This is a genomic window from Flavobacterium sp. (assembly GCF_029945805.1).
In the GTDB taxonomy this organism is placed as follows: Bacteria; Bacteroidota; Bacteroidia; order Flavobacteriales; family Flavobacteriaceae; genus Flavobacterium.
The window spans coordinates 21844-39000 of sequence record NZ_JAQSDH010000021.1 but is presented as its reverse complement, the minus strand read 5'-3'; the positions used below and the strand labels follow the sequence as shown (position 1 = coordinate 39000).

16 protein-coding genes and 1 pseudogene are annotated in these 17157 nt (G+C 35.0%); 12 read left to right on the top strand and 5 right to left on the bottom strand.

Going from position 1 to position 17157, the window contains the following annotated elements; translation table 11 throughout:
- Positions 1–62: 62 nt before the first annotated feature.
- Complete coding sequence (gene ccsA, locus PSU83_RS05055; protein ID WP_300587411.1) at positions 63–3263, bottom strand: cytochrome c biogenesis protein CcsA; 3201 nt, start codon at positions 3261–3263, stop codon at positions 63–65.
- A gap of 444 nt (positions 3264–3707) precedes the next feature.
- Here ccsA and PSU83_RS05050 point away from each other — a divergent pair, with 444 nt between their 5' ends.
- The 3 genes from PSU83_RS05050 to PSU83_RS05040 all read left to right on the top strand — a co-directional run bounded on the left by PSU83_RS05050 (position 3708) and on the right by PSU83_RS05040 (position 5621).
- The gene (locus PSU83_RS05050; RefSeq protein ID WP_300587409.1) at positions 3708–3890 is read left to right on the top strand and encodes a DUF2809 domain-containing protein; all 183 of its coding nucleotides are present in this window, start codon (positions 3708–3710) and stop codon (positions 3888–3890) included.
- 187 nt (positions 3891–4077) lie between these two features.
- Positions 4078–5112 (top strand): hypothetical protein, encoded by a 1035-nt coding sequence (locus tag PSU83_RS05045; protein WP_300587405.1) that lies wholly within the window; start codon positions 4078–4080, stop codon positions 5110–5112.
- A gap of 80 nt (positions 5113–5192) precedes the next feature.
- On the top strand, positions 5193–5621 hold the full coding sequence (locus PSU83_RS05040; protein ID WP_300587401.1) for a lipocalin family protein: 429 nt from the start codon (positions 5193–5195) through the stop codon (positions 5619–5621).
- Positions 5622–5737: 116 nt separating this feature from the next.
- Here the strand turns inward: PSU83_RS05040 and PSU83_RS14785 are convergent.
- Positions 5738–5854 (bottom strand): annotated as a pseudogene (locus PSU83_RS14785) (hypothetical protein); the annotation flags it as partial.
- Positions 5855–6143: 289 nt separating this feature from the next.
- Positions 6144–8120 (bottom strand): dehydrogenase E1 component subunit alpha/beta, encoded by a 1977-nt coding sequence (locus PSU83_RS05035; RefSeq protein WP_300587398.1) that lies wholly within the window; start codon positions 8118–8120, stop codon positions 6144–6146.
- A 341-nt stretch (positions 8121–8461) separates the two neighbouring features.
- On the opposite strand from PSU83_RS05035, the gene PSU83_RS05030 reads away from it, so the two are divergent.
- Positions 8462–9034, top strand: a complete 573-nt coding sequence (locus tag PSU83_RS05030) for an AraC family transcriptional regulator (protein ID WP_300587397.1) — start codon at positions 8462–8464, stop codon at positions 9032–9034.
- 83 nt (positions 9035–9117) lie between these two features.
- Complete coding sequence (locus PSU83_RS05025; protein WP_300587394.1) at positions 9118–9558, top strand: response regulator; 441 nt, start codon at positions 9118–9120, stop codon at positions 9556–9558.
- Positions 9559–9656: 98 nt separating this feature from the next.
- On the opposite strand, the gene PSU83_RS14780 is transcribed toward PSU83_RS05025, so the two are convergent.
- Positions 9657–9767 carry a T9SS type A sorting domain-containing protein gene (locus PSU83_RS14780; RefSeq protein WP_363319872.1) on the bottom strand — a complete coding sequence of 37 codons (111 nt, stop codon included), beginning with the start codon at positions 9765–9767 and terminating at the stop codon, positions 9657–9659.
- A 139-nt stretch (positions 9768–9906) separates the two neighbouring features.
- On the bottom strand, positions 9907–11445 hold the full coding sequence (locus tag PSU83_RS05020; protein ID WP_300587392.1) for a SulP family inorganic anion transporter: 1539 nt from the start codon (positions 11443–11445) through the stop codon (positions 9907–9909).
- A gap of 206 nt (positions 11446–11651) precedes the next feature.
- On the opposite strand from PSU83_RS05020, the gene PSU83_RS05015 reads away from it, so the two are divergent.
- From PSU83_RS05015 to PSU83_RS04985, 7 genes are all read left to right on the top strand, one after another.
- On the top strand, positions 11652–12605 hold the full coding sequence (locus PSU83_RS05015) for a 2-oxoglutarate and iron-dependent oxygenase domain-containing protein (RefSeq protein ID WP_300587390.1): 954 nt from the start codon (positions 11652–11654) through the stop codon (positions 12603–12605).
- A 288-nt stretch (positions 12606–12893) separates the two neighbouring features.
- Complete coding sequence (locus tag PSU83_RS05010) at positions 12894–13184, top strand: GxxExxY protein (protein WP_300587388.1); 291 nt, start codon at positions 12894–12896, stop codon at positions 13182–13184.
- Positions 13185–13241: 57 nt separating this feature from the next.
- On the top strand, positions 13242–13574 hold the full coding sequence (locus PSU83_RS05005) for a translation initiation factor (RefSeq protein WP_300587385.1): 333 nt from the start codon (positions 13242–13244) through the stop codon (positions 13572–13574).
- A 93-nt stretch (positions 13575–13667) separates the two neighbouring features.
- Positions 13668–14534, top strand: a complete 867-nt coding sequence (locus PSU83_RS05000; protein ID WP_300587382.1) for a nucleoside phosphorylase — start codon at positions 13668–13670, stop codon at positions 14532–14534.
- 110 nt (positions 14535–14644) lie between these two features.
- The gene (locus PSU83_RS04995; protein ID WP_300587380.1) at positions 14645–15172 is read left to right on the top strand and encodes a GNAT family N-acetyltransferase; all 528 of its coding nucleotides are present in this window, start codon (positions 14645–14647) and stop codon (positions 15170–15172) included.
- A 113-nt stretch (positions 15173–15285) separates the two neighbouring features.
- The gene (locus PSU83_RS04990; protein WP_300587378.1) at positions 15286–16137 is read left to right on the top strand and encodes a substrate-binding domain-containing protein; all 852 of its coding nucleotides are present in this window, start codon (positions 15286–15288) and stop codon (positions 16135–16137) included.
- 16 nt (positions 16138–16153) lie between these two features.
- The gene (locus PSU83_RS04985) at positions 16154–17086 is read left to right on the top strand and encodes a transglutaminase (protein ID WP_300587375.1); all 933 of its coding nucleotides are present in this window, start codon (positions 16154–16156) and stop codon (positions 17084–17086) included.
- Positions 17087–17157: the final 71 nt, after the last annotated feature.

Genomic DNA, 17157 nt, shown 5'->3' with positions numbered 1-17157 from the left:
TTTTAAGAAGCCATTAATTTGGCTTCTTTTTATTTACTTTTATCGGACAACAATGCGCTAAATTATTTCTTCTTATAATATTTTCTGTACTTTGGATATGCTATAATTCCGATTAAAGTAATTGTTCCTAACGAGTACCAAATCCAATCTAGCGATTTAGCTTCACCGCTAGCATACGAATGCAGTCCCACCAAGTGGAAGTTCACGCCGTAATAAGTAAACAAAATGGATACAAAAGCATACATCGCCAACAAGTTGAAAAGGAATCTATTGCGTAATGCCGGAACAAATCGCGCATGAATTACAAAGGCATAGACCATAATACTAATCAAAGCCCACGTTTCTTTTGGATCCCAGCCCCAATATCTGCCCCAACTTTCATTCGCCCATTGTCCGCCTAAAAAGTTTCCGATGGTAAGCATTACTAAACCAACGGTCAGCGCCATTTCGTTGATAATGGTTATCTCTCTGATATTCAATTCCATTTTGGTTTTGTTCTTTTCATTTGTTAATACCATCAACAATAAAGAAACAAAACCTAATATCATACCGATGGCGAATGGACCGTAGCTCGCTACAATTACTGCAACGTGAATCATTAACCAATACGAATTCAAAACAGGTTGTAAGTTTGCGATTTCGGGATCAATCCAATTGGCGTAAGCTGCCGCTAATATCATTGCTGAAACAAAGGCACAAGAAGCTACCGTTAATTTAGAAGTACTTTTGTAGAATATTCCGAAAATAGCATCTCTAAAATAAGTAAGCGTAAAGGAAGGTTTTCTTTTTTCCCACGCAAAGGCTAAACCAAAAAACATGGTGGACCAAGCTACATAAACTATCGCTTCGTAAGCATTACTCCAAGGTGCATGTCCCGAAATATACCATCGGAAAATTAATGCTGTAGTATGCAAAAGAAATAGAATTCCGATACTAAAATGCGCCAAATTAATTATGAATTTTACCCATCTACGTTCTTTAAAAATACCGAAGATGATAAAAAAGAACATTACAGCACCTGCAATTAAATACCAATATGGTAATTTTTGAAGCACATCATACTTGTTATACAAAATCTCAAACTTAATTTTTTTATCCGATGGACGAACTGCTTTCCCAAACTTCTTTTGGTAATCTTCCATACCAACCAAATAGGTATTGGCCATGGTATAATCATTAGTTTGGGTAGCGCTTCGCGCAGCGTCAAGGTAAGCTGGTAAAGCATTTTTGATTGAATCTAATGCTGTTCCAGTTTTGTGTTCCATTTCCAAAAACGAAAGCCATTTATTGTTGGGATCATTCGGAATTGGGAAAATGCGCAATATCTTTCCGCTTAAAGCCGAATTCAACAAATTGACTTTCTTATCCGTTTCAACGAAATCTTTCTCAAAATTGTTTGGATTTGCCGTTTTATAAGCTTCCTCTAAATAAGGCGATAACTTATAATTTCCTTTTTCATCAAAACACGAACGGAAAGTAGCATACTTAGCATCTGAAGCCATACCGAGAATCTTACGAATACTGTCATTGCCGCCTTTGATATAAATTAGAGGTGTTTCAAACCAAACTGTTGGAAACTGGGTCATCGAAATAAAAGCTTGATCTGAGTTCATGCCATTATAAGTATTGTTATGACTTACTTTTCGCAATAATTCAGATGAAAACGTATTGATAGGTTTCATCCTTCCACCCTCGTCCTGAATAACCAAACGACCAAATTGCGCCGCGTGTTTTTCTGAAACTTTATATTTGGTAAGAATCGAATCGATCTGTTTTTGTGAGGGCATCGGTGGCACATTCCTATGATTTTGAGCCATACCATTAAAAGAAATAAACAAAATAAGCAATGCTGTAAGTTTGGCTTTCTTTCTCTTTACATTGTCCAATTTTTGTTTTAAATCCATAAAACGAGAACCTTTAACAAATAATAGTGCCATCATACAAAAGAATAAAATAAAATAACCTACATAGGTTATCCACGTTCCCCAAAAATCATGACTTACAGAAAGAACCGTTCCCTTTTCATCTGGATCAAATGAGGCCTGAAAAAAACGGAATCCTCTATAGTCTAGAATATGATTCATGTAAATACGAGCATCTTTGTTTCCTGTAGTATCCTGAATCGTAACTTTACTTTCGTAAGAGGAATAACTTTTCTCCGTTCCGGGATATTTATTAGCAATGAAATCGTTGAGTTTTAAACTAAAAGGAAGCGTATATACTTTACTACCAAAGCTCAACGTAAATTCAAGTTCTCCCATTTTAACTACAACGGGTTCACCTTGTTTTCCTTTAGAGCCCACAAGCGTAACTTCTTTTTCTTTACCGCCCGTTTTTATTAATAAAGTGATCGCATCATCACCCTTTTTTGCTTTAAAATCACCACTTGATTTAAAAGTCTTGAATCCTTTTTTTGGCTGATCTGGAATTACAAATTGAGATCCTCCAACATTGTATAACGAACGGTACATTAACGGCTGAACTGAATCCTTAGTAACTTTTCCTTCCAACTTATCCGCCATTCGCATAAATTGTCCATCAAATGGCGCTGTAATTGTATTCGCCTCTGTATCAATATTAATCGCTCCTTTTGTAGGTTTATTTACAGTAAAAAGAATGTTGTGAATGTCTTGAATTTCACCTGCTTTTAGCATGTGTTCGTGACGTGTTCCTCCACCCGATTCAACTAATTTTAGGTAAATATCACCTTTCTCGTCATCCTTAATCGTTTCTTTTGCATCGAGTGCGAAATCTTTGTATTCAATTTCAAAAGGTACTTCTGCAAATTTATCATCAATAGAAAAATGATTGTTAGTTACTGTCGAAAGTAATAATGGTTTTTCAAATACGCGTCGCATCATTTTTCCTTCATACATTCCGTCAACAAATACATTCAAATAGTTTTTATCCGAATAAAATTGATTGGAAGCAGCACCTTCACGAATGGGCATCATTCCTTCATAACTGATGTATCTGGTAATAAATGCTCCGGCTATAATTAAAACAAAAGATAAATGCATCGCTAGTGTGATCCATTTTTCTCTTTTGTACAGTTGATATCTTTTGATATTTCCTATGAAATTAATCATAAAAAACAACATAATTGCTTCAAACCACCAGGCGTTGTAAACCCAAATTCTTGCTGTATCGGTGTTGTATTTGCTCTCGATAAATGTTCCGAAGGCCATGGCTACTGCAAAACCAATAAATAAAAGAGCCATTAATCGTGTAGAGAATAAAATAGAATATAATTTCTTTTCCATGGGTTGGAATAATATTTTAAAAAGTGAGACAAAAATAGGGTAAATAAATAGATTTGTACCGCCTTTACTGATGGTTTTAAGAGATTTTTAAGAGATGTTTTAAGGTCTTGATATTTACGCTTTTTAGTTTAGCGTTTTACCTTATGAAATAACGAATTTTATATCGTAAAGCACAGAATTTTATTAGTTATAAATAATTAATTAAACAAATTTTAATTACCAATTGTCATGAATAATAAAACAACCCTCTAATCTATGTTCAAATTCAACAAAACTTACTTCGTTTTCGCTATTTTTATTTTTTTTATTGAAGTGTTGATCTCACTTTATTTACACGATAAAATTGTGCGACCTTATGTTGGAGATTTTCTGGTAGTTATTTTAATCTACTGTTTTATTAAAGCTTTTATAGATGTAAAAGATATTTAAACCGCCATTTCCGTCTTGCTATTCGCTTTCGTTATCGAAACATTGCAATATTTTGATATTGTAAAAAAAGTAGGATTGGAGCACTCAAAGATTGCTCGAATAGTGATTGGAACATCTTTTGAATGGATTGACTTCATTGCCTATACGTTCGGAATACTACTTGTAATTTCAGTGGAAAGAATTAGCATAAAAAAATAAATAATAATATTTATCAATAAGCAAATCAACAATCTGCATCATAAAAGAAACACGATATAACGTTTTTTTGGCTACCATAAGATTCTGATTAGAATCTGAAAAACTTGGCTTGAAGAAAGAATTCGGGGTTAATCTATAAAATTCCTATATTTGAATTTGCCTTCGCACTTTAATCAACATTCAAGAAATGACACTAAAAGATAAACTCAGTAAACAACTCGAACTAACAAACGAACAGACTTCACCTCTATTCCGCATCATGTGGATTCAGAACCGCGATGAACCGTACAGAAGGCATTTTGAAAATAACATCTGCGCCTTTCACATCGGAAATGGTTTTATTCTTTCGGTCGCACATAATTTAAAAGTAGAAGCCAATATTTTCAAATCAATTGATAATGTCTTATATCTTACCACTATATTTCCGCATCTAAATTCAGAACAAAGGCAACTCTTTGAAAGTTGCTATCCTTTAGAATTAGGTAAGGAAAAACGGTATGCAAATATTACCAATCCAAATGACTTTCAAAACATTATGAATCTGTTGAAACAAATTAATTTTGATACCCGATGGACAACTTTAATGAATCATAAGATTTCAATACCGCATTTGGTGGTGCAATTCAAAGACAATTTGTTTTATAACAACCCAGCACTTTCGCAACACTTTAATCCAACAACTTATTTTGAAGAGCCTCAGATTAAGCGGCATACTTTTTTGGTTGAAGTAGAATTAGTTGAAGCGTTTTATAGTGAAGATATTGCTTTATATAAAATTATAAATACGCCGAACGATGTGATTGATGCGATGCCAAGTCTTGAAGTTGATTATTCACTTTTGGATGACAACCAGGAAAATTATTATTGTCTGCAAAGTTCCCCAACTAGTGAAATCGGAAAGCTGTTAAACAAAGCGCAGATTGATGGTTTTACCGAACATTTTTCTATTTTTCAAGAACGTATTGGCGGAAATTACAACTTGGAAGGATTGCGTTATTTAATCAAAGGTTATTTTAGATTTGGTTCTTCGGGCGCACCTTATGTGGTCTATGATTCAGATACGAATAAGTTCAAAGTAAACGCTGTTCAAAGTGAAGCTTGTCCGATACAGCTTTCTATCAACAATCAGCGTGATGGAAATTATCAATATATTAATGCGATAGCAACCCCATTACAGCTTATCAGGCAAAAGCTCGAAAGATATGTAGGCAAAGCAACTTAAAGGTGTACTGGTTAGTAACTGTTAAAATTTAACTGCCATCAGTATTTTTTTATACTTTTAGTCACTAAAAATTAAAAACTATGAAAAAACTGTTTTATTTCGCGTCAATTGTATGCGTAACTTTATTGACTTCTTGTTCTAGCGATAGTGATAGTAATTCGGCAAGTATTGTGGGAAAATGGGAATATTTACAAGAAGGTATAAAAGTGGGCGACAATGAAAATTTAATGCCTTACGATCATTTCAATGGAAGTTGTGGGAAGGATTTTTTAGAGTTCACATCGAATAACCAATTACTTCATAACGAATATGATGCTAACTGTGAATTGAACACTTACAACGATGGCACGTATACAAGAAGCGGAAATACTATATCGGTTAATGACGGTGGTGAAGTGGTTAATGCCACAATCAAAGAACTTACCAGTACAACGTTGAAATATTACGTTCCCTCGACCGATGGAACAACAGCCGTGACAAGGGTTTTGGTGCTTCAAAAGAAACCTTAAAAGGAATTTACGGTAGACGACTTATAAAAAAATATGCTGTTTTATGCGGACAGCTGCACTAAGCTTATTGATACGAATTTCAATAAGCTTTTTTCATATTTGGCAACCCTGAAAATTTAATTCAGCTTCTTTTTGCACTCCAAACACAGGTCCATTTTTTCAGTATCAATAATAGCGATTTTTTCTGATGCGCTTACCATAACGCAATGCTTGTCAGGACAATGAGAAAGCCCAAGGTTATGTCCAAATTATTGTATAGCAACTTTCTTAAAGCGGACCAATTCGAGCGATTTGTCTTTGCTTTTAAGTCGAAATGTAGAAATTACAGCACTTTTTTCTGGACAATAGGCTACTTTTGATTGTACTTCAGCAACTGTTGTAACCGACTTATTTTTCGAACGTGACACTAGGAATAAAAAGCAAGAGACAAGAAGCAAAAACATAGAATTTCATAAATTTAGATTTATAAAAAAAGACACAATAATTGTGCCTTTTCCATATAATGTAAATAGTCTAACTACTCTAATATTCTAAAAGTTCCAACAAGGTTTTCTCGAACCTTTCTTTCGGCAAATACTGATCTTCCAAAGCTTTAACGAATGGTATAGCGCTTTCCAGACTTCCAACTCTTCTTACCGGAGCGTCCAGATATTCAAAACACTGCTCCATAATCATAGCTGAAATATCACTTGCAATTCCACCAAACATTGAATCTTCCTGAAGAATGATGACTTTATTCGTTTTCTTAACCGATGCAAAAATAGCTTCGGTATCTAAAGGTTGTAACGTTCTTAAATCTAATAAATCAGCACTAATTTCCGGATGTTTGCTTAACGTATCTAAAGCCCAATGAACACCTGCTCCAAAAGAGATGATCGTTACTTGAGTTCCTTCTTTTAACAATACCGCTTTTCCAAACGGAATGGTATAATAATCAGAAGGAACCTCTTGATAAACAGAACGGTACAATTGTTTGTGCTCAAAGAACATTACTGGATTTGGATCATTGATTGCTGTATTCAACAAACCTTTGATATCATAAGGAAAAGCAGGATAAACTACTTTCAGTCCCGGAGTTTTAGTAAACCACGCTTCGTTAGTTTGGGAGTGAAATGGGCCAGCCTGAGTTCCGCCACCGCAAGGCATACGCACAACAACATCGGCTTTTTCATTCCAACGATAGTGCTGTTTAGCTAATAAATTCACGATTGGATTAAATCCAGTTGAAACAAAATCGGCAAATTGCATTTCAACTACTGCTTTATACCCGTTAATGGATAATCCCATTCCGGCTGAAACCACAGCGCTTTCACAGATGGGCGTATTGCGAACGCGTTCTTTTCCGAACTGTGCGACAAAGCCATCAGTAATTTTAAAAGCCCCACCATATTCAGCAATGTCTTGTCCCATAATAACCAAGTTGTCATGACGTTCCATAGACTGCCGTAACGCATGTGAAATGGCATCAACTACACGAATGTTTTCTACTTTTTCTGATGGATTAACTTCTTCAAATTCATATGATTTATAGACATCACCTAATTCTTCAGCTAAACTAGCTACGACATCTGGTTCTGCTTGTGTAATTGCCCAATGTTCATCAATTTCTTTCTTGATGGCTTTGGCTATTTTGGCATCTTCTTCTTCAGAAAGCACACTAATTTCTTGTAAGTATTTTTTATAATTTGCTATCGGATCTTTGATCGCCCACATGTCCATTAGTTCTTGTGGAACATATTTTGTGCCACTAGCCTCTTCGTGACCACGCATTCTGAAGGTCTTGAATTCTAATAATACAGGTCTTGGATTTTCTGCTAAAGAAGCTTTCAGTTCAGCTATTTTGGTAAATACTTCCAGTATATTATTTCCGTCAAGGATGTGGCTTTCCATTCCGTAACCAATTCCTTTGTCTGCTAAGTTTTCACAACGGTATTGCTCGTTGGTTGGTGTTGAAAGTCCGTAACCGTTATTCTCAATTACAAATAACACCGGTAAATCCCATACGGCGGCAATATTTAAGGCTTCGTGGAAATCACCTTCCGAAGTTGCGCCTTCACCAGTGAATACTGCGGTTACTTTTCCATTCTTTTTTAGTTTGTTTGCCAAAGCGATTCCGTCAGCAACGCCCATTTGTGGTCCAAGATGTGAGATCATTCCGATGATATTGAACTCTTGTGTACCAAAGTGAAAACTGCGGTCTCTGCCTTTTGTAAATCCGGTTGCTTTTCCTTGCCATTGCGAAAACAAGCGGTGCAACGGAATGTCTCTTCCGGTGAAAACCCCTAAGTTTCTGTGCATTGGAAGAATGTATTCGTCTTTATCCAACGCGGCAGTTATCCCAACCGAAATAGCTTCTTGGCCAATACCTGAAAACCATTTTGACACTTTTCCTTGTCGTAAAAGGATCAGCATTTTTTCTTCAATAAGTCTTGGTTTCAGCAATCTTTTATATAAATCCAACAATTGAACATTGGACAATTCTTTTCTATCGAAATTCATGTAGTTTTATTTAAAGCCTTGCAAAAATATAAAATTAGGTTGGGTTTCGTGTTGACTTTCTGTTTTTAGTTTGCAGTTGAATTTGCCTACTGCATTTAAAGGATATTTTGCACGTAAAAGTTCTCTTTAGCCCCGATGGATGCGGGCTACCTTGTAGCGCGGACAGCGGGACAAAATAGTCTTAAACAATGATAGGTTGCGCTCCTATGATTAGACTTTGAGCTTTTAAAGCGTGAAAACAGAAAAATAAAGAGTTGCTTTAAACAGTACTTTTTATTTTTGATTTACAAAAAGTGTACATTTTTGATTATATTTAGCTTCCTAAACTTAAAAATAAATCTATGAAAATATACATCCGAAACATGGCTTGTGAGAGTTGTAAGGTTGTTGTAAAAGAGGCGCTTATAAAGTTAAACCTTCATCCGGTAAAAGTAGATCTTGGAATGGCTGAATTGAAAGAAGAGATTACAGAGGCCAAAAAAGAAAAATTTGAGGCAATAATTAATAAGGTCGGCCTTGAAATTGTAGAAAGTAAAGGTGGTATTCTTATTGAAAAAATCAAGAACTATTGTCAGGATTATGTAATTTTGGAACGACCTATAAAAGTGAATATTTCAGAATACTTGTCGGATAAATTAAACAAGGATTACAGTTATTTGTCTACTATGTTTTCCGATGTTGAAATGTGTACGATTGTACATTACATCAACTTATTAAAAATTGAAAAAGCAAAGGAAATGATCTTGTTTGAAGATGATAATCTTACTGAAATAGCTGAAAAATTAAACTTTAACAATCTTTCTACTTTTTCAACTCAGTTTAAAAAGATTACGGGTTTTAATCCTACGCACTTTAAAAATTTGAAGATCAAAAGAAGAAAAGCAATACAAGAGCTTACCGCTATAAAACAATAAAATTCATAAATTTCGAAGCTAAAAGTATAAATTAGTATCAATTAATAAATATATTTTTACCGCCTAAAATATAAACACAGCGAATGAAGCAAATTGAACTATTTTATGCCGACGATGACGACGATGATTTGATGTTTTTTAATGAAGCGATTGAAAAAATTTCGAAGGATCATGATATTAAAATTCTCCTGCATCTTCACAAAAACGGCGAAAATTTGGTTGAGAATATCAAAACCAAAAAAGACACAAATGGTGTTGTTTTTCTAGATATTAATATGCCTTTAAAATCAGGTTTTGAGTTACTAGATGAAATTAGAAATGAACCTGAAATTAAAGAGTTTCCTGTAATTATGTACTCAACTAGTTCCAATCAGGATAATATTGATAAAAGCAGGTCTCTTGGCGCTAATTTTTATGTCATTAAGCCTTATCAGTACAGTAATTTATTAAAAATGATTACTACGTTTATCCAAATGAACTGGGAAGATCATCAGTCAGATAGTGCCCCTTTTTTGTATAAATAATTAGATTGTAATAGTAGAGTTCAAATACTAAAAATATAAAAAACCTCAAAGTAATGAAATAAATGCCTTGAGGTTTTTTATATTGATTGATTTACTAACTAAGATCCTTTGACAAAGATTTTATAAACTTTAGCGCCATCTTCTGTACTTACTTCGAGAATGTAAAAACCATTTTTCAGGTTTTTAACATTGATTTGATTGTTAACCAATTTGGTTTCTATAAAAAAATTCGAAATATTACTTTAACAATGTATGAATTAAGTGAAGTACAAAACGGTCAACTTCAATTTTTAGTATCCTTATTTAAAATATTCATTACGAACAATAATAAAATAAACAATTATTTCTTTATAACTCATTAACCAGCACTTTATACGTAGGATCTTGCATAATATTAACGTCAATGATGGCTTCAGCATTTTTTAATAATACGATGCAATCCTCACTTAAATGGCGTAAGTGTACTTTTTTACCTTCTTTGTGATAGCGAAGTGTTATAGCATTTAAGGCTTCAATAGCGGACATATCCACTACACGGCTTTCTGCAAAATCAATAATCACTTCATTCGGATCAGTTAACACATCAAACTTTTCAGCAAAACCAGTAACGGAGCCAAAAAACAAAGGACCATAAATCTCATAGTGCTTGACTCCAGTCGCATCAATGTGTTTTCGGGCACGAATGCGTTTGGCATTATCCCAAGCAAACACTAAAGCCGAAATAATAACACCAATTAAAACCGCTAAGGCTAAATTATGTAGAAAAACCGTAATCAAGGTAACGACAATCATTACAAAAATATCTGATTTTGGCATGCGTTTAAAAATCCTCAAACTTGTCCATTCAAAAGTACCTATTGCCACCATAATCATTACTCCTGTCAAAGCCGCCATAGGTAATTTTCCAATCACGGGTGCACCAACTAATATAATTACCAATATTGATAATGAGGCTACAATTCCAGATAACCGTGCTCTTGAACCAGCCGAAAGATTAACTAATGTTTGAGCAATCATAGGGCAACCGCCCATTCCAAAGAAGAAACCGTTCAAAATGTTGGCGCTTCCTTGTGCAAGACATTCTCTATTGCTGTTTCCTTTGGTAGCTGTAATTTCATCTACAAGATTTAGTGTCAACAAACCTTCTGTCAATCCAACTGCCGCCATTATCAAACCAAATGGAAAAATGATTTTCAGGGTTTCAAAAGTTAGCGGGAAATTCGGAACATGAAATGGTGGTAAACTTCCGCTTACCGAAGCGATATCTTCTACTTGTTTGGTATCAATATTAAAGAGCATCACTATTCCAAAAACGACCAGTATCGCAACTAACGACGATGGAATAACTTTAGTGATTTTGGGTAACAAAACAACTATAGCAATGGTCAAGACTACTAAACCAGCCATGATTAAAAAAGGAGTTCCCGTTAGCCATTCCGTTTGCCCGTTAGAAACGATTTTGAATTGTTCCCATTGCGACATGAAAATAATGATAGCCAATCCGTTAACAAAACCATACATTACGGGTTGTGGAACCAATCGGATGAACTTTCCGAGTTTTAATATTCCAACAATAATTTGGATGATTCCAGCCAAAGCGATAGCTCCAAAAACATATTCGATTCCGTATGACTTCATCAAAGCAATCAAAACAATAACCGTTGCTCCTGCTCCACCTGATATTAATCCGGGACGACCTCCAAAAATTGAAGTAACGAATCCCATTATGAAGGCACCATACAATCCTACCAAAGGTGGAAAACCAGCCAAAATAGCAAACGATAACGATTCGGGTATCATGGTCATAGCAACCGTCAATCCAGCTAAAATCTCTGTTTTATAGTTTACTTTTTGTGTTAAATCAAATAAGTTGAAAAGAACTTTCATAAAGCTGAAATAGTCTACGTGAAATGATTACTGGAAAGACTACAAAAGTACTGTTTATTGCTAAAGAAGCAAATTCGATACGAAACCATTAGTAAAATCGCTGCTACAAACAGACCAAACTTATCATCTCATTAACAAACAAATAATATAAAAACTTTATCTTTGCGCCTTTAAATAAAGGGGTAAACCCAAAAAACCGTAACAGTATGCAACAAATTCCAAGTGTTGACTTACGTGATTTCCTGTCGGATGATCCGGCACGTAAACAAAAGTTTGTAAATGAAATCGGAAAAGCATACGAAGACATTGGCTTCGTAGCATTAAAAGGTCATTTTTTAGATGACAAATTGGTAGCAGGTTTATACGAAGAAGTGCGCAACTTCTTTAGTCTTCCTCTCGAAATCAAAGAAAAGTATGAAATCCCAGGCATTGGTGGACAAAGAGGGTATGTTTCTTTTGGAAAAGAATCAGCTAAAGGTCGTTCTGCTGGCGATTTAAAAGAGTTTTGGCATTTTGGACAATACGTAAGTGAAGGTTCAAAATACGAAGGCGCGTATCCTGAAAATGTAGAAGTACCTGAAGTACCCAAGTTTAATAGCATTGGTAAAGAAGCGTATCAAATGATTGAAAAAACTGGGGTGTACGTTCTGAGAGCTCTAGCGTTACATCTTGGTTTGGATGAATTCTACTTTGACAAATTTGTAAAAGATGGAAACAGTATTTTACGTCCGATACACTATCCGCCTATTACAAATGAACCACAAGATGGCGCTGTTCGTGCTGCAGCTCATGGTGACATTAACTTGATTACCCTATTAATGGGTGCGCAAGGTAAAGGATTACAAGTAATGAATAATGCCGGCGAATGGGTTGATGCCATGGCAGAACCAGACGAATTGATGATTAACGTGGGAGATATGTTGTCAAGACATACCAACAATAAACTGAAATCGACGATTCACCAAGTGGTAAATCCGCCAAGAGAATTGTGGGGTTCTTCCCGATATTCTATTCCATTCTTTATGCATCCTGTGAGCGATATGTCGTTGAATTGTCTTCCAGAAACTGTAGATGCTGATCATCCAAAATTATATGAAGATACTACCGCAGGTGAATTCCTTCACGAAAGATTGGTAGAATTAGGTTTAATCAAAAAATAAATCTTTATCTTTGAAATTAGTAATTTCCAAACCTCAAAAATCATTGAGGTTTGGATTTTTACTTTTTGTATTTTTCTTTTGGAACACAGATTTAAGAAATAAAAGCAATTAAAAAAATAATATTAGGTTTAGCTGTTGTTGTAGAACATAGATATATGAAATAAATAACAATCTAATTTATGAAAATAGTTCCTCATCAGGAATTGACTAAAAATAGTAGTGATGCTTATTATGAAGTGTATAATAAGTTAGGTTATTGGTTTTCTTGAAAAAGTATATCACAATGCAATGCTTTTAGAATTAAAGTGGAGAGGATTTGAAGTGGAGAGTAAGAAACATGTAAATGTTTTTTATAAGAATGAAAATACTGGAGAATATGTTCCAGATTTAATAGTAAATAATTCAGTAATTCTAGAATTAAAATGTGTTGAATACATGACTAATGCAGATGAAAATCAAATTTTAAATTATTTAAAGGCCACCCATTGTGAAGTTGGACTGGTATTAAACTTTGGAAAAGACCCTCGGTTTATTAGAAAGATATTTACTAACAACCTAAAGAAACATTATAAAAATTAAAACACACATTCTTTAGATTTCTTTGATTTCTTAAATCTGTGTTGCAAAAATTAAAAAATGGATTTACACGAACAACTAAAAAATCTTTTCCCCGATCACATACCTTCTAACGAGCCCGAAGCTGTTGAAGAAAAAGACCACGAGCTTTTCATTCAAAAAGAGCCCATGATTTGCAAATACGAAAAACGAAAAGGAAAAGTAACAACCCTTATCGAAGGCTATGAAGGCAGTGATGACGATTTTAAACTACTTGCCAAAGAACTAAAAACAAAACTCAGTGTTGGCGGTACTTTCAAAGACGGAGCAATCATCATTCAAGGTGATTACCGAGATAAAATAATGAACCTGCTAAAAGAAAAAGGATTTAAAGTAAAGCGCGTTGGGGGTTAGTATTGAGTTTGCAGTCGCAGTGATTAGTCTCAGAAGCAGAAGTTAGAATTCAAATAAACGAATAACCAGATAACCAAATTAACAAAACACATAATGATCAAATCATCAGAATTAATACTAAACCCAGACGGAAGTGTCTATCACTTAAACCTGAAACCAGAACATATTGCTCACGATATCATCTTTGTGGGCGACCAAAACCGAGTTGAAAAAATCACACAGTTTTTTGATAGTATTGAATTTTCAACACAAAAACGCGAGTTTAAAACCCAAACCGGAATATACAAAGGCAAAAGAATCACCGTAATGTCAACCGGAATTGGTCCAGATAATATCGACATCACCATGAACGAATTGGACGCTTTGGTGAATATCGATTTGGAAACGCGTAAGCCAAAAGACAAATTGACTTCACTGAATATCGTTCGTATCGGAACTTCGGGTTCGCTACAAAAAGACATTCCGGTTGATAGCTTTGTTATGGGTGAATTCGGTCTTGGACTGGATAATATGCTTCGCTCCTACGTCATTGACGATATCTGTGAAAAGGACATGGAAAAAGCCTTTATCACGCATACCAATTGGGATATGAGAAAAGGAACGCCTTATATTATTGGTTGTTCTGAAACCTTGATGAATAAATTCGAAAGCAATCAAATGCACAAAGGAATTACCGGAACAGCGGGCGGATTTTACGGTCCACAAGGAAGAGTGCTGCGTTTGGCGATTCAGGATCCCGAATTAAACAGCAAAATGGATACGTTCAAATTTGGTGAAACCCGAATGGCAAATCTTGAAATGGAAACTTCGGCTATTTATGGCTTAGGAAAACTTTTGGGACACCACTGTTTGTCGCTAAATGCTATCATTGCCAATCGTGCTGACGGAGCATTCAGTGCTGATCCTTACAAAGCCGTTGATGCTTTAATTCAGTATGCTTTAGGTAAATTGGCGGAGTAATTTTAGGAGCTATTTCCCGCTTTCCGTTATATCTTTATAGCTGAGAGGTTTTTAAAAAACCTCTCAGCTATAAAGGATGCCACTGCAATCGGGGCTAAAACAATACATAAATGAACCTAATTCTAGAAACCGAACGACTGGTACTTCGTCCAATGCAAGTTGAAGACGCCGAAGCTTTATTTGAAATGGACAGGAACCCAAACGTACATTTGTATTTGGGCAACGAACCTTTGACAAATATTGAAGAGTGTTATGGCTACATCAAAAGCATCCAGAATCAATACATTCAAAATGGAATCGGGCGTTTTGTAATAGTATTGAAAGAAACGAACGAAGTTATAGGCTGGGCCGGATTAAAATTCATCACAGAAGAAGAAAACGGACACAACAATTTCTACGATATTGGCTATCGTTTACAGGAAAAACACTGGCGAAAAGGGTACGCGTTGGAGGCTGCAACTGCGTGGCTTGATTATGCTTTCACAGAAATGAAAATTCCAAAAATCTATGCTTCGGCACATGTTGATAACATTGGTTCCAATACGATTTTAAAACAAATAGGTTTATACCAAAAAGAGCAGTATTTAGAGAACGAAATTCCATGTTATTGGTATCAATTAAAGAATAAGAAAGAATAGAAACTAGAAATTAGAAGCAAGAAAAAAGATTCAAGAAACAAGAAACAAGAAACAAGAAATTGGTAGTAGAAGAAAATCTTTCCTCTTTCCTCTTTCAGCTGAACTAGAAATATATGAAAACAATAAAAATAGCAGGCGTCCCAGAACATTTCAATTTGCCTTGGCAGCTGTGTATTGAAAACGGCGAATTTGACAAAATCGGCATCGATTTGCAATGGACCGATATTGCAGAAGGAACCGGAAAAATGTGTCAAATGCTTCGCGACGGAGAAACCGATATAGCCGTAATCTTAACCGAAGGAATCGTAAAAGATATCATTGCAGGAAACAACACTTCGATAGTTCAAGTTTATGTTGAAAGTCCATTGATATGGGGAATTCACGTTGGAGCACAATCGAAATACAATTCGCTTGACGATTTAGAAAATGCTAAAGTAGCTATTTCACGTTATGGTTCGGGTTCGCATTTAATGGCTTACGTCAACGCAAAAAATCAAAATTGGAATACTGAAAATATCGAATTTGAAATCGTAAACACAATTGACGGTGCGGTTGACGCCTTAACCAATGGCACCGCCGATTATTTTTTGTGGGAACGGTTTATGACCAAACCATTAGTAGATAAAGGCGTTTTTCATCGAGTTGCCGATTGTCCAACACCATGGCCAAGTTTTGTAATTGCAGTACGAAATGAGTTTTTGGAATCCAATAAACAAAGTGTCGCATTACTTTTAGAAACCATAAACAATACGACCATCGAGTTCAAAGATATTCCAAGCATTGACAGAACATTAGCTTCAAAATTCAATCAAAAACAAGACGATATTAAAGAATGGCTGTCGTTGACAAAATGGTCACAGAAACCCTTGCAAGAAAAAGTGTTAAACAATATCCAAAATCAATTGTTTGACCTGAAAATCATCGATAAAAAAGGTACTTTTGCTGATATAGTGAAAGCCGTATAGCTTTCGTCATTGCAGTATGATAAAAATCGGAAATCTTACTTATCAACAACTCAAAGAGAAGTTCAGGATAAAAAAGCCGTGGGATATGATTATCATTTTCTGCCTCAATATTCTGTTTACCATTCCTATTTTCATCATTGCCCATCAAAACCTCATAATTCTAGAATGGGCATACTACATTGATCGCATTCTACTTTTTATCATTATTCTAGTTGCTGTTCAGCTTATTTTGAGAGCAATGCGAAGAGTAACTTTGATTTCGGTTATATTGTATTTCTTTTTTCTAATCTATGGAACCGTTTTTGGCGATTACAGCTTTGAGAATGTTTACGAAGATTACCGTTCGATGATGTATACTATGGGCGATGATCCGTATCCGCAAGACATCATTATTAGTAAGTTGCTCCCTTTTCCTAACAAATCCAAAATTCTAACTGCTGTAGAGTATGAAAATCCGAAAATCCGAAATTTTGCGATTATGGCGGTCAATAAGCATTTCAAAAATGTAAAAGGATATTATGATTACTTTACGATTATTCAGTCGTTCGCTGTCTTTAAGGAAATAAATTCACGCTGGAATTATGTCAGCGATCCAAAAGGACGCGATTATATCGCGAAAGCTACCGAATCCTTAAAATATCTTTCTGGTGATTGCGACGACCACTCCGTTTTTATGGTTGCTTGTATTAAATCTATCGGCGGTACGACCAGGTTAATTCATACCAAAGGACATATTTATCCCGAATTATTAATTGGAAATAAAAAAGATTTAGAACATATTAATTACGCCATTAAAAAAGTTCTATTTCCAGTAGAAAGTAAAAATAAATCTATAAACTATCATATTGATGAGCGCGGAAATGTTTGGCTAAATCTCGATTACACAGCTCGTTATCCCGGCGGACCATTTATGAATGAGGAAATTCTAGGCGCACTGACATTGGACTAATTCAGTACTATTCATCATTTAGAGTTCAATGTTTAGTGTATGATTAACTTTCTAAATCGTAATTCCCAATT